Annotated in this window: 16 protein-coding genes; all 16 read right to left on the reverse strand. The window is 43.2% G+C overall.

Annotated elements, in window-relative coordinates:
- Positions 1-2 precede the first annotated feature (2 nt).
- Complete coding sequence (locus tag MK405_RS07765) at positions 3-1,499, reverse strand: distal tail protein Dit (protein ID WP_268704716.1); 1,497 nt, start codon at positions 1,497-1,499, stop codon at positions 3-5.
- Positions 1,499-5,143 carry a phage tail family protein gene (locus MK405_RS07770; RefSeq protein WP_268704717.1) on the reverse strand — a complete coding sequence of 1,215 codons (3,645 nt, stop codon included), beginning with the start codon at positions 5,141-5,143 and terminating at the stop codon, positions 1,499-1,501. The genes MK405_RS07765 and MK405_RS07770 overlap by 1 nt, the downstream gene beginning before the upstream one ends.
- Positions 5,144-5,156: 13 nt before the next feature.
- The gene (locus tag MK405_RS07775) at positions 5,157-5,780 is read right to left on the reverse strand and encodes a Gp15 family bacteriophage protein (protein WP_268704718.1); all 624 of its coding nucleotides are present in this window, start codon (positions 5,778-5,780) and stop codon (positions 5,157-5,159) included.
- Positions 5,781-5,784: 4 nt separating this feature from the next.
- The gene (locus tag MK405_RS07780; protein WP_049490343.1) at positions 5,785-6,141 is read right to left on the reverse strand and encodes a 4a-hydroxytetrahydrobiopterin dehydratase family protein; all 357 of its coding nucleotides are present in this window, start codon (positions 6,139-6,141) and stop codon (positions 5,785-5,787) included.
- A 52-nt stretch (positions 6,142-6,193) separates the two neighbouring features.
- Complete coding sequence (locus MK405_RS07785) at positions 6,194-6,655, reverse strand: phage tail tube protein (RefSeq protein WP_268704719.1); 462 nt, start codon at positions 6,653-6,655, stop codon at positions 6,194-6,196.
- On the reverse strand, positions 6,655-7,059 hold the full coding sequence (locus tag MK405_RS07790; RefSeq protein ID WP_223327361.1) for a minor capsid protein: 405 nt from the start codon (positions 7,057-7,059) through the stop codon (positions 6,655-6,657). The genes MK405_RS07785 and MK405_RS07790 overlap by 1 nt, the downstream gene beginning before the upstream one ends.
- On the reverse strand, positions 7,056-7,448 hold the full coding sequence (locus MK405_RS07795; protein WP_317627974.1) for a minor capsid protein: 393 nt from the start codon (positions 7,446-7,448) through the stop codon (positions 7,056-7,058). The genes MK405_RS07790 and MK405_RS07795 overlap by 4 nt, the downstream gene beginning before the upstream one ends.
- Positions 7,448-7,780 carry a putative minor capsid protein gene (locus tag MK405_RS07800; RefSeq protein ID WP_268704720.1) on the reverse strand — a complete coding sequence of 111 codons (333 nt, stop codon included), beginning with the start codon at positions 7,778-7,780 and terminating at the stop codon, positions 7,448-7,450. Before MK405_RS07800 ends, MK405_RS07795 begins: the two co-directional genes overlap by 1 nt.
- On the reverse strand, positions 7,770-8,171 hold the full coding sequence (locus tag MK405_RS07805; protein WP_212575776.1) for a head-tail connector protein: 402 nt from the start codon (positions 8,169-8,171) through the stop codon (positions 7,770-7,772). Before MK405_RS07805 ends, MK405_RS07800 begins: the two co-directional genes overlap by 11 nt.
- A gap of 12 nt (positions 8,172-8,183) precedes the next feature.
- Positions 8,184-8,384, reverse strand: coding sequence for a hypothetical protein (locus MK405_RS07810; protein WP_212575777.1), 201 nt, complete (start codon positions 8,382-8,384; stop codon positions 8,184-8,186).
- Positions 8,371-8,619 (reverse strand): Rho termination factor N-terminal domain-containing protein, encoded by a 249-nt coding sequence (locus MK405_RS07815; RefSeq protein WP_268704721.1) that lies wholly within the window; start codon positions 8,617-8,619, stop codon positions 8,371-8,373. The genes MK405_RS07810 and MK405_RS07815 overlap by 14 nt, the downstream gene beginning before the upstream one ends.
- A 14-nt stretch (positions 8,620-8,633) precedes the next feature.
- Positions 8,634-9,506, reverse strand: coding sequence for a hypothetical protein (locus MK405_RS07820; RefSeq protein WP_268704722.1), 873 nt, complete (start codon positions 9,504-9,506; stop codon positions 8,634-8,636).
- A 14-nt stretch (positions 9,507-9,520) separates the two neighbouring features.
- Complete coding sequence (locus MK405_RS07825) at positions 9,521-10,090, reverse strand: hypothetical protein (protein ID WP_268704723.1); 570 nt, start codon at positions 10,088-10,090, stop codon at positions 9,521-9,523.
- 141 nt (positions 10,091-10,231) lie between these two features.
- Entirely contained in the window at positions 10,232-10,513 is a 282-nt protein-coding gene (locus tag MK405_RS07830) for a hypothetical protein (protein ID WP_084856333.1), read from the reverse strand.
- The gene (locus tag MK405_RS07835) at positions 10,510-12,159 is read right to left on the reverse strand and encodes a phage minor capsid protein (RefSeq protein ID WP_268704724.1); all 1,650 of its coding nucleotides are present in this window, start codon (positions 12,157-12,159) and stop codon (positions 10,510-10,512) included. The genes MK405_RS07830 and MK405_RS07835 overlap by 4 nt, the downstream gene beginning before the upstream one ends.
- A gap of 110 nt (positions 12,160-12,269) precedes the next feature.
- Positions 12,270-13,778 (reverse strand): phage portal protein, encoded by a 1,509-nt coding sequence (locus tag MK405_RS07840; protein WP_268704725.1) that lies wholly within the window; start codon positions 13,776-13,778, stop codon positions 12,270-12,272.
- Between the last annotated feature and the right edge of the window lie 8 nt (positions 13,779-13,786).

Here is a 13,786-nt window from a genome sequence, read left to right on the forward strand (position 1 = left end):
TGTTATAGATACCTTTCTTTAAATTCTACTTTGACAGTGGGTTTGGTTTTGACCCAACTTGAGCAATAGACCTCAAGCTGACTGTTACCTGGTGGAATAGTCAAGAAACTTGATCCATCTACAACATCCACAATCTTCTCAAGGCCGTCCACTGTGACAGTGTCATTCTCGCTGTTTAGCACAACATTCGAGCCGATTGGATAGCGGTTAGGCACATCTCCGATTGTTTTGACAAAGTCTTTGCGATAATACAATTCATCAAGATACATATGAGAGACCATTGGATAATCTCGATATGCCCCCAATGTCACATGGATCTTAGCTGACTTTCTGCCCTTTATTTCAGGAACTGTGAAAGTAAAGTAAGAGCCACGATAAAAGACTTGTACCTTGTCATCATTCCGTTTCAAATCTGACCAGCCTCTAGCTACACTAAAAGGGTTAATGTCTCCTGTAGTGCTTCCGTCAAATTCCCAACGTTTCAGAATGTTATAGCTACCTTTGCCATCGCTAGCAAAGAAGTTATATTCACATTCTGAGCCCAGAGACCTTTTGAAACTCTCCACGCCGTATAAGAATTTATCGTTAGTGTCAGAAATAGTAATTTTAATAAAACCATACTGATTAAGAGCTTCAGACCAAAAGACTTGTCGCCACCAAAGATAATCGTTTAAAGACCCGATTTCTCCTACACTATCATTCGGGATAGTCCAAGTTAGACTAGTAGCATAGTTGTGTAATTTAGTTTCACCTCGTAGATTTTTTAATTTAATATGGGGACGCTCCCAGAGATTTATTCTTTCAGCGGTTCCTACCACATACTCCGTATTGTCATTTGTAACGCCTTGATTTTTTAATGCTTGGGAAAAACCAGTTGAGATTTTATCGCCTCTAAAATCCATTAAGATTTCGGATTTCTTAACTATCCCTGTATCAGCCTCCTCACGGTCTCCAACTTCAAAGGCTCCGCTGGTATTTACAAGACCGATATAGCCGTTTTCAGCGTTGTTTTTGACTGTTATCACAGGAAAAGCTGGGACGTTGCCATTATTGACCAAATTAAAAACAACCTTGTCAGGTTGCTCTTGTCCGTTATCAAAGCGCCTATAAGTCGTGCCATGTGCGACACCGTCAGGAACAAGAATCTCAAACTCGCCCTTTTGAAGCCATCTAGCTACGTTATCGACATCCACAGAACCAATGACAAGTCCCATATAGTACTTGTCAGGCTCGTCTGAAATATCAATACGAACTGGCTTGTCGGTGTTCAGGATTGTAGCTAAGGTGTGCTTGGCCAATTCGGTATCCCTAGCCGTTTTTTTCTGAACGGTAAACTTAACTTTGATTTTTTTAGGTCCGGTTCTTACTTCTTGGACGTTTACGCCCAAAAAAGGGGCGTCATTTGTTGTGACGTCCCTTTCGTTTCCTACCGGACGAATTACTTCGTTGATTTTTATAACCTCAGAGAGGTCATGATTGTTATAGATAACTGTGTCCATTAAATAATCCCTCTCATCATGTTATCGATCATGAGTTGGTCGTTTTGGTAATCGGTCATCTTTTGGCCGATTTGACCGACAAGCGCTCCACTTTCCATCATCAGACTGACTGGCCGTTTGACTGCCTTCTCAGCGACTTCTAGAGCTTGCTCGACAAGTCGGTTAGATTTTTCTTGTACGACCTTAACGGTCGCTTTAATTTGACGATCTAGGTCTGACTTGACCTGAAGTGTCTTCGTAAGGCTAGCCTGACCTACTCCAAGAATGTCTTCAGGGGCAAAGTTAAAGGCTTTGATTTGGTCGAATACATCGCCCATGGCATCATCTACCTTGTGAGCATCTGCCAAGATACCGACTGCCACCCCTTGAGAAATGAAACGTCCGACGTTGTCTCTAAAACGGCGTGATGGACTGTTAATCTTAGCCTTGGCCTGTGCGGCTCTTTCAGCTTGAGCGACAAGAGCATTAGCAGCAGCCGTGACAGCTCCAAGCGCTGAGTACATACCTTGTGCTAAACCTTGACCAATCATGTCACCTACATAGCGCATAGTAGAGACGCCTCTCATCCCTGTAGACTGGATAGAGTTGACCATCGCTGATATTGCTGCTGTTGCTGAACCGATTCCTGAACGGATACCATTTGTTATCCCTTCAGAAACCCCACGGCCTGCCTGTTGGCCTGCTTGCGTCATCTGAATTGACGACTGCAAAATTACAGTGACAATCAATACCATGCTTGATTGAACCGACGAGACAGCTTGAGCCATCGCTGAAGCTATGCCTGAAGCGAGCTGAGAAATGGCAGATGTAGCTGATGAAGCTGAAGCGTTAATCATCGTTAGAGTAGATGACATCGCTGAAGCCCCACTTTGAGCCATCATCATCGCATTAGCTAGAGCCATCAAGCCTGTTTGTAGCATCATGACACCAGCCACAGATCCAGAAAGACTTGCAAAAGAAGCCATGACCGATGTAGCGAACGTGCTCATTGAAGTTCCAGCGCTTGTCAATGTTTCTGGCAATGTGCTGAGGTTAGTGCTTAGTGATGACAATGCTGTTGGTAGTGACTGCAAGGCTACACTTGCAAGTTGAGCTGATGTAGCTATCAAACTCAGACCTGTCCCTGCTTGTTGCAATCCTGGTCCAGCTGAAGCAATGCCAGAATTGGCAATAGCAGTCAAGCCTGTTGCTACTGTCGCTAATGTTCCAGCTAAGTCTAGCAATCCTAGCTCGGTGAGCATCGCAATCCCTTCAGCCATGTATTTGACTCCAAGGCCTGCGTTTAAGGCAGCATTACCGATGCTGTCAAAGATTCCAGCTACACCGTCAAGGACATTACGGATAGCAGAGCCAAAGGACTCAACTACACTACCAGCACTTTTCAAGATAGAGCTCACTTGTTCTCCAAATGTTTTCAAGAGATTAGACAAGCTATCAATGATAGGGCTAATCTGAGAGAACATGCTACTAAATGATGAAACGATATCAGCAATTGACGGAGCTATCGCAACTACCATTTCAGTTATGGCTGGAGCAAATGGAGCAATCGCTTCAACAATTTGAACGATAGCGTCAGCAATAATTTGAACTACTGAAACGAACGCATCACTTATAATCTCGACGATTGGAGTCACTGCTGTTGCAATTCCTGAAATGGCTTCACCAAGAGCTGTGATAAACGGAGCTGCCGCTCCCATAGCTTCACCAAATGCAACGACAAGAGGAGAGAGTTGAGCTAAGGCGCTTGTTACATTTGGAAGAACTCCTGAAACTGTAACAATAGCCTGGGCAAATGTGCTGATGATTGCAGTAGCAACAGTAGCAAATGCCTGCCCAACTGCGTTAATGATTGTAGCCACTCCTTCACCTTGACTAGCAATGAGACTTAAGCCTGCCGCAATAATAGCCACTCCGGCACCGATTCCGACTGCTGCAATACCAATCGCTCCGCCAAGAGCAAGGATATTCCCAATCCCAGCCGTTCTCAAGGCCAATCCAAATGCTCGGATGACCGGAGCCAATCCAGAAAGAGCAATTTTGATACCTTCACCAATTCCTGTCGCAGCCGTTTTGATTGCTGTTCCTGTTGTTTTGATTAAGGTTGAGATTGATTTGAAAATTTGAGCGATTGCGCTTTTCGAGCTCGTTGCACCTTTTACAACTTCGTTTGCCCCTTCTTTAGCACCTTTAGCGAATAAGCCAAACGGATTAAAGCTCTTCAAGAAATTAAATGCCTTGAAAGCGACTAGAGCTCCTCCAATCCCTGCAATCAATCCTCTCCAGACATCTGCACTAATTGATTGAGTTAATTTTGAAATCCAGCTCACAATCATTGAAATAGCGTTCACGACGTGCCCAGCGGCTGCGCCTACGATATCCCAAGGAATAGCATCGCCTAACTTAATAGCAAGATCTAAAGCTGCATCCGTCAAATCTTTAAATGCTTGATAGGCGTTCTTGATTGCTCCTGTTTCGGAGAAGGCTTCTAGTGCAAACTGAAAGGCCATTGCCATGTTCTGGATGTTGACATTCACTATTTTAATGATATTCCCAACCCCTTGGATAACATTGCCAAACCCATTGGATTCGCTTGTCAGTTCTTCAAAGAGCGACTGGATTGTCACAACAACATCTCGAAAAGTGTCCTTGATTACGTCAAAAACACCCTCGTCAACTCCAAGCGAAGCAAACAGCGATTTGAAACCTTGTTCAATCCTTGGCCCAGCTTCTGCCAAGGCTGTATCGATAGCTTGAGGGAGTTGTCTCATAATATTTCCAACCATCGGCAAGAAGTTGCCTAAAAGGAACGTTGAGGTACTAGAGATAAGCGCTTTTAAAGACGGCCCAATATCTTCTCCAAGCGTCAAATTCGCCAAGAAGTTGGATGCCGAAGCCTTCATTGCTGCAAACGAACCGCTGAATGTAGTTTGCGCTTCTTGTGCCGCAACCCCTGCGACTCCCAACTCTTGTTGAACTAGGTCGATAGCTTCTACGATATCCGCAAAATTGTTGATATCAAACTTCTTGCCCATTGCTTTTTCGAGCTTGCTGGCATCTTTAAGAAGTCGTTGCATTTCTTCTTTGGTACCGCCATATCCAAGTTTCAAGTTATCTAGCATGGTATAGTTCTGTTTAGCGAAGCCTTGGAACGTTTGCTGGATTGAACCAATATCTGTACCCATCTTGGCTGAGTTATCAGCCATGGCCATGATAGCCTTGTCTGCCATTTGTGCAGCCTTCACAGCATCACCACCGAGTGCTTGCTTCAAGCTAGCACCGAATGAAACGGCTTGCTCTGCGTATGTATTAGCAGAGATACCAGCTGAAGCTGCAGCGTTCGCATATTGCTTTACAGACTCAGCAGCAGTCGTATAGAGCGTATCAACACCACCAAACGATTGTTGGAGCTTGGCGCCCTCATCTAGAGCTGTAGCAAATACACCCTTGATAGCACTGCCAAGGGATTGAATCCCAGAAATCAGCGCACCGCTGACAATGTTAGCTCCTAAAACTGACTTAAAGACCGAACCTAGTTGCATACCGCTTTCTGTCAGTCCGCCAACCATGCCTTTTAACCGTGCAACTCCTGATTGAGCCTTATTGCCATCCATATCAACTTGGATGACCACTTTACCATCTGCCATTTATGCCTCCTTTCTACTCGTAATAGTCATATTCATCATCTTCTTCGTCGCAATCATCATCTGGAAGACGATACTCTTTTTGTAGTTCTCGCATCTTATCAATGTACTCCTGACTGTCGCCTTTTTGCGGTTCATAAGAGCGAATTTTCACGACTTCTACAAATTTGGTTCCTTCAGGCAAGCCAACGATTAGAGCATTGAATTTCTTCCAGTGTAACTTCCCAATTTCTTCGATTAAGTCGATTCTGTAAGCCTGCATGAAAGAAGCAAAGATATAGGCTCCGTCATGCTTCACGTTGTAGATCTTTTTCTGTGGCTCTTTCGATGTTGAAGATTTCATGACGTTTCCTGCCAAGTCATACTCAACATCGTCTTCTTTCTCGCCTGTCTGGATGTGCTCTTCAAAAATTGCCTGAACAACTTCCAAAGCCTCCTCAAAGCTTAAAAAATCAAAAGAAACACCCGTAAGGATCCGCAACGCTAAAAACGGGCGCATGAATTTGGGAATATCATCGTCTTTCCATAATTCAAAAACTTTCAAGACTCTATCGAACGATAAGAGCAGAGGGAAAGTCTGTTCTTTGCCTTCAATTTCTAGAACAAGCTCATCAACTAGCTTTCTAGAAATATCTAACATGGCATCACGCTAGATATTTCTTGAAGGCATCTTCTGAGTTGCGCTCTCGATATTCTTTCTGAATCCCAAGAATGGTCTGCATCAGATAGTTAAATGCGATAGTTGTATCTTCGTCTGCGAATTTATAGACTTTTTCAAATGCATCCGCTCCGAATAATTGAGTCCAACCATCTTCGATAAGCTCTTTAGCTTTTTCTGCGATTTTCTCGTCGGAAAGTTTTTCAATTTTCTTCCAGTTCTTTGCTAAGCCCTCACGGAACTTATCAAGTTCCTTCACGCCCTTGTCATTTGCAATGTATTCCAGCTGAAATTCTCCGAAATCAATAGGAATGATATTGCTTAATTTCTTAATTACGACCATTGTTTTTCTCCTCTTTTCAAAAATAAAAAGGCGTGAAATATCACGCCTCAGATTATCCTGGTACTACTGTTGATTTCTTAGGTTTACGAGTCCAAACAATCTTGAACTTGATACTTTCATTTTCAGAGGCTTCACCGTCTCCGATTTCAATACCAGAAAGACGAGCTGGACCTTCATACTGGGTCTTACTGGTCGAGTCAACTTCCTTGTACCAAACCAAAAGCTCGTCACCGACTGCATCTTCTTTGTCTGCCACAAAATTCTGCGCTTTGTCATCTGTATCACGAACGCCCTCGAATGAGCGCCCTCGTGTTTTAGTGATCACTTGTTCTTCAGGTGTTCCGTCACCAGAAAAGTCGGTAAAGTCGTCTGTCTTCTCGTTATTTTCTGGCGATGATTTCTTAATCCCTTTAGCAATCCAAAGGTACTCTGTCGCAGTTGGCGGAGTGTCCGGAGTCGCTTCTTTGTAAGGTCCGATGTAGTGTTTACGTTTTACGTTTTTATTTTTAACCATTATTCATTCCTTTCAATTTCAAGGCTGGCAGTTACGTCCAGCAAGTAAATGTAAAAGCCTTGCTCGTCTAAATCGTTTAAGTAAGGCTTGTCGACTTTCAGACCTAAAAATTCGTAAGAGCCATTCTTACTTGGCAATTCTAGGTCCATTTTTGACAAGGCAGCGTTAATCTGCCACAGTGTATTATTGTTTAATTCCTGATCTCGTGACTTGATAGCAATTTCAAAAGGCAATCTGACTGTTTGAGTTCCAGCCATGTCCTCGTCTACCACTTCTCCGCCAGGTAGCGGATAAAGGACCAATCCCTCTTTTTCGGCTAAATAACCGAGCTTAGACGGAATTTTGTCTTGGATGCCTTTGATATGCTCAAGCAAGACATCTGCAAAATCATTTTTTTGAATCATTTCACTCCCATCGCTTTCGCTCCGACTTCAGCCCAATTCTTAGCATATAGAGCTGAGGCCTTTTTATCCCACCTTGGACCAGTTCCAGGCGTTGGCCGTTGACTCAGCAACTTCTCCTTGTTAGCAAAGAAAAACCTTCTTTGTTTTTCAGAAAAGAATCCTTTTCGCTTCTTGCCATAATAGAGCAATCTAGCGTAAGGCGTCGCATAGACAATCGAATCTTGCCGAACATGTCCACTAGACCGTAGGTCTCCTCTTCGTTTTGGGACGAATCGCTCCATGTCCATCAGCATCTGGTTAGCGATAGCTAACTTCCCTTTTGCGAAATTCTCTGGAGATACTTTTTTCTCAATTCCTGATAGGTCAATCTTTACATTAACACCGCTCATCAAATCACCTCGATTTCATAAGCTAGTAGCTTCTTGGTTAGAGGATGATATTGAGGGATGATGTTCTTAACAACATAGCTGACTCCGTCCTCTTCGACAATGCCACCGATGAAACTCTTGTCGAGCGCCACAGAGCAGTATTTGTGATAGACAATCACAGTCGAGGAATTGGACTCGCTACGATGATTGCCTGTCCCAGAATGAGAATAAGACCTATCGAATTTGCAAGGGGACAATAAAAGAGGGTCAGAGTAAGTCTCTTTCCCCCAGTCGTCCTCTCCGATTGGCTTCTTGATAGTCACAGAATTAGGTAGCATTCGTTTATCTATCATAATCAACCCTCGCCGAACCAAATCCAACCATTCTGAGCCAGTTTTCAGCATCTCTTGATAAATTATACCTTTCACCCAAAGAAAGCGAACCCGATCCATTCTGAGAGCCTGAACGATAGCTTATAGATGTCCGCCCTACTGACATGCTGGCAATAGACTGCTTGTCCTCTGCCGTCATGATCCCAGAACTATCTAAATAAGCTACTTGATAAGCCGTGGCACGTTTAACTGCCTTCTTGCGAGCTTTGTTGTCATTATCAAAGCTGTTTAGAGAATAGAAATCCCTGATGTAAGCATCGATAGCGAGTTCAGCACGCTTTAAAAGCTTGTCAAAGTCGCCCTCAACCTCAAATCCGAGCTTATCGAACTCCTCTTTCGTTAAGTAAGTCATCTAATCACCTCCTTAAAAGGTGGATGCCCCCACCTCAAATAGATCTTGCTTAGGCTCTTCAATGAGTTCAAGGCAATCTTCACCAACAATCCCATTAAACAGGCTATTAATTCGATTAGCTTCGTCTTGCTCTAGATCGTACTCTTGACCTTTGTCAAAATGACGGTCAGACTTAGCAAGATATACGTTCAATTTTGCTTTAAACTTGGCCATTTAGCACCTCCAAAAGCTCGTCTTTGGTCTTGTTTGAATAGCCCTCAAACCCTCGCTCTTTCGCAAGAGCTTTCAGCTCTGCTAAAGTCATGTCCGAAAGTGAATGAGTAGCCAAAATCTCTGAGATTTGGCCATCTTCAATCACTTCTTCAAATCCATCAGCGATTAGCTGAGCTTCAAGCAAGCTGCCTTCCTGCACGGTGTAGACTTGGTTTCCTTTTTCGTACTTACGCATTTTCTACCTCCTTATTAAGCAGATTTGTGAGAAACATAGACCCCGTCTGTCTTGCTTTGCAAGACGAAAAGATCATGATAGAGACGGTTTTGGTACAAGTATCCGTCACCTTCCGTGTGTTGACCAGGAGCAAAAAGATAGATTGAGTTGAACTTAGCCTTGGCAATTACTGCTGGCTTAGCAACGATCAAGAAGTTAATGTTTTTACCATCTGAAGCCTTAACAAAGCCTTCAGTGAAGTCAAACTTAGTCTTGAAGCGTGCATCATCCCAAACTTCGATAAGCTGAACTCCGTCAAGTGAAGTGACACGAGTATCGATTCCTTGAGGAGACGTAGTAGCGATTGAGCGCGTGAACTCTTTAGAACGTTCCAAGAAGTCCATCACTTCGCTAGAAACATACATAACGATGTTTTGAGCGCCGTATTTACGAACTGGCAAAAGAGCAGCTTTCAATTTTGTGTAGATGTTCACTTCTGACAGGTCATCTTCAGACTTGAAGTGACTGTTTGTGATAGCTTCTGTAGCAATTTTAGAGAAGCGATAAGCATCGACTTCTGGAGTTGCGTGTTCAGTGATGAATGTGTTAGATACATTAGCAGCTGAAAGCTCTTGGTTCGTTTCGTCAACGTCTGCGGCATCTACGAAGAACTCGACGTCACGGTCAAATCCTAGTGTGTAAACTTTCTTGTCGTTTGAAACTGTACCAGAGTTGTAGCCTTTAGAGCGAGTGTGCGCTTTGTAGCCAGTCACTGAAATTGTAGGCAACTCGAAAGACTTAGCGCCCAACCAGTTTACTTGTGGCGTTTCCAAAATATTTGTGAGTGCGCCTTGCATCAATTTCTTTTCAAAGGTGCCTTCGTGTTTAGTGATGTAGTTAATTGTCATTGATCATTCTCCTGTTAATTATTTAGTCCGAGAGCCTTCAAAAAGGCGTCTTCTTGGTTCGTTCCAGCCGTCGGATTTCCTCCGGCCGAAAATGTCGGTTTCTTCTCCTCTGGTTGTTCTTTGCGACCAAATTGAGGGTATTTCTGCAATACTTGGCCAATAGCATCCTCGATAGACACCTCATCGGATACCAAGCGCGCAGACAGAGTGATGACATCGTCCACAGACTCGGCATTTACTCCTAAAGTTAGAGCTGATAGTTTCGCTTCCAGGTTCTTCTTATCTGATAAAGCATTTTCTAACTCTTTCTCTTTAGCAACAAGCGCTTCTGACTGTTTCTCAGCCTCGCTCTTTTGTGAATCTTTCCACTCTTTGAGTTGTTGAAGTCCTTCTTTAGCGCTTTTGACATCCTCAAATCCTAGGCTTTTGAAGATTTTCTCTTGTGCCTTTCTTGACTCCTTAGCGACAAGGCCAGTCACTTCATCTTGAGTGAAAGTCTTGACAGGTTGCTCTTGAGTTTGTGACTCAGTGGTTTCTCCAGTATTGGCTGACTGGTCAGCTTGTGTTTGAATGTCTTCTGCCATTCTTCTGTCCTCCTAAAATTAGGTATTATCTTCCGTTCTTTACCGACTGCGGATAAAGTCAAGCAAAAAACCGCATCGAATTCGACACGGTTTATAGTGGTTTATAGCAATTTATTGCATGAAAAAAGCGCCTAGATTGTTCTAAGCGCTAAGTTTTACTAACTGTTTTACCTGTTCATAGTATGGCGTTAGGAAATTGATAAATCCTTGCTTATCACTTGGGTCATGTTCCTCTAAGAACATCATCAGCTCAAAGTCATTGAGAGCGTCAAACATTTCAGGGTTTTCATTGTCCCAAGCCTCGGCAAAGTCTTCATCTTCTCCGAAAAGGGCGTTAAACTTGAAGGAGAAATCCCAAAAATTATCAATCTGACCATTGACAGCTTGCTCTAGCATGTCTAATACTTGTTGGCTGTATTTCATAATGGTTTAAATCCTTTCAGTTTTTTACGTTTCATCATAGTTACTACAATATCTGTATCAGGCTCAGTGATATAGAGGATACCGTTATAGTATCTTGCAAGTCTGCCATTCTGCTCTGATACATAATTAGGTGGTAGAGAAAAGGCTGTCTTTACCGTTTCATAATTATAAGCAAACGTGCCGTCTTTACGCCTCATACGTTCTATGTAGCGTGCTATTGCATGGTCTCCAAACGTTATGCCAGCATTTTTGAAATTAAAGTAAGCCTCCACTGCCTGCTGTTTCTGCTTGTCAGACAGTTTCTCTTGAATGTCCCCTTTGAAATAATTGACAATCCTATTATCATGCCTCAAGGAGTCTTTTTCAGAGCGACTTAGAGCCCGAAAATCACTATAAGATTTAGGTGCTTTATTTCCTAAATTTTGTAGTATTTCAGAATACTCCTTTTTGGAGCGTTTGTCAATAGTTTTGTATAACTTTTGAACTGCATCATCATTGTAGCGATATCTTTCTCTTTCCTCATCCCGTTTCAGGAATGGGTGCTTATCAACGTAGTCTTTCAAAGCAGCGTTCTGAGTACCTATTCTGCTCTTGTACTTGTCTATCAGTTCTTTATCGCCCAATTTCTCAGCGACGTGAAGTTTTTCCTTGTTAGCCCTGATAGACCGTTCTAGCGCTCTCTGTTTAGCTTCTGCGTTGGCATTTTCTTCTGCTTGCTCTGGCGTAACCTCTGCCACATCCTCGCCCAAATCGGGCTTATAATTGGCTCCTGGAATGAACGGTGTCAGCATGTGACCGCAGTTAATACCCAAACAACCTTCTGGATGGCCGTAGCCGTAGTCTGACAAAGCAAGAATCTTCTCGCCATGCTCGGTTCTAGCGTGACCAGTCGTGACTATCTGATGTTGCAAAGGAGCGCACATTTCTCTCGCTGATGCTTTCTTTGAAAAGTAAAAGGTATCAATGCCCAGCTCTTCCGCTGGTCTCGTTCGCATTTCTCGAAAAGTTCGATAGGTTGTCGTCTTGATGACCGTCCGTGCGTAGTTGTCTACCTTCCAGTTACGCCCAGCGCTGTCCTTGAAACCTTGAAAACCTTTCTCTTGCCACTTCATGACCGTGTCAGAGATAGCCTTATCAGCCGTTGACAAGCCTGTGACCACTCTTGCGACAGATTGCTCCACAATACCTTGATAAGCGCCAATAACAGCCTTTGGCAAGGTTGTATTGATGAGATTGTGGAGGTCACCGATAGCTTGATTAGCATAATCAGCAAGAATTTCTTGAATGTGATTGCTATTTCCTGCGGATCCATGGCCTAAATCTTCCATGAGTTGTTGCTTTGTGTCCGTGTAGAGCTTCAAACCCTCATTTTCGACGATATAGCGTAGTTGCTCTTCAGCGACTCCAGAGTATTTAGAGATTAGCTTCAGGTTCTCCTCGTTCAGCATGTGCATCTGTTGCATCTTCTCAAGTTGCCAGATATACGGTTGCTTATCAAGATAGACCGTGCCACGCTCCGTCACACGTTCGACCACGTTATCAAATAAATCCAAGGCTAGCTGATGATAGATGTCCGCGACATTGCTTGCTTGAAGCAGCAGTTGCTCGTCATTGAACTGGATTGGTGGTCTCTTCTTTTTTACCATGGATAGCCTCTTCTATTCCTTCTACCATTTTTTTTGCTAGTATTCTCCGTCCTAGTGAGGGGCTTTCAAGTCCTATAAACGACCTTAGATGTTGAATTAGGTTCATTTAATCATTCTCCATAGATATCAATATCCTCTTGTGTTCGCTGACTGTTAGCCGTGTCCATCGTTTCCTGATTGATTGCCTGAATCATCTTCTTAGCATCAAGCTCTGACATATTGAAAGCCTTTTGAATAGCGTGAGCCTTGCTGACAATGCCACTGGCCAAAGCCTTAGTCCAATAATCAAGCTCATTGTTCTTGTCAGTAAAGACTCCATCGTCGAGATTGATTGCAATCTTCTCCATTTGAGGAATTGGACCGCTATACAATCCATAAAGGCTACCAAGCTCGCAGATTGAAATAATCAACTCTTTCAAGGATTGCTCGACCAAGCTGACAATACTGTTTCTCATTTGGTAAGTATCAGAGTTTTCAGAAACGACCTCGGTCGCAGTCTTCAAGCTCTGACCGTCAAATGTAAACATCCCAGCGGATACACCTAGAAGCATCTCAAATAGACTCAAGCCTTCGTTAATGGTCTTGATGTAATCATCTGCTCTGATTGCAGTAGTCAAGTCTGTGATGCTTCCACCATCCATGTCGCTAGTAGATAAGCGCAAGTAGACATTCTGCTCTGTATCAAACCGCTTGACAAGCTGGGCGTCTCCGTCAATGTTGACCATTCGAGTTTCTGTAAGGTTCTCAGGAACTGCCACTCTGCGTTGGCCCATCTTAACTTCCCACTTGAACTCGTCATAGGTCGTATTAATGAAATCAATCGTGCTCTTGGCATTGTCGAAGATAGACAAGCCTAGAGGTGAATTGATGTCTTTGTTATTCATCCCTGGAGGTTTGAGATAAGAAAAAAGCGGTCTTGTTAGACCGTTTAGTTCAACTTGTTCTTCTAAATCCTCATAGACTTCAGCTAGAGGAACACGTCCACCTACTTGTTCAGAGCTTTCAGACCTGTATAGCTCGTTTGAAATGATGTATTTCCCATCTTTCGCCCATTCGTGAAACTCAATCAAGGTGTAGTAGATGTTCTTCTGACCTGAAGTTTTAATCGTTTTAGTCACGATAGCAGCGCTTGAAATATCCTGCGTGTTAGATTGAAGTGGTAAAAAGACTGGCGCTTGAATGAATGACACTCTCACTCGTCCATTATCCACATAAGGCCTCATGGCAAGACCTCCAAGGGCCAAACAGCTCTCAAGATAGCGCTCAAAGTTCTTGTTAAAGCGGTCATTCTTCAAGGTTTCTTGAATGAATGTGTTTGCTTCTTTATCGTCCAATTTAATCGAAGCTTGTTCATTGAATACCAGGCTTGCAATCTTCTTAGCAGCGGTTCGAGCGATTGGCAAATGAGTTGCTTCTCTTTGCTTCTCGGCTCCGTCTGTATTTATATAAGTGATTTTGTCAGCGTTGCTCTGATAGTATCTTAAATTCTCGTTGATTCGACGATACTCTGCGCTTGTCACTGCAATTTTAGGATGGTCTGTAATACTTGCTAGACTTTCTGTCGTCATTGCATACTGTCCTCTCTTCAATAGATTTTTGACAAATTGAATAATGCCCATTTATCGGC

Origin of the sequence: Streptococcus oralis, from assembly GCF_026782345.1 — a bacterium.
GTDB lineage: Bacteria > Bacillota > Bacilli > Lactobacillales > Streptococcaceae > Streptococcus > Streptococcus oralis_CK.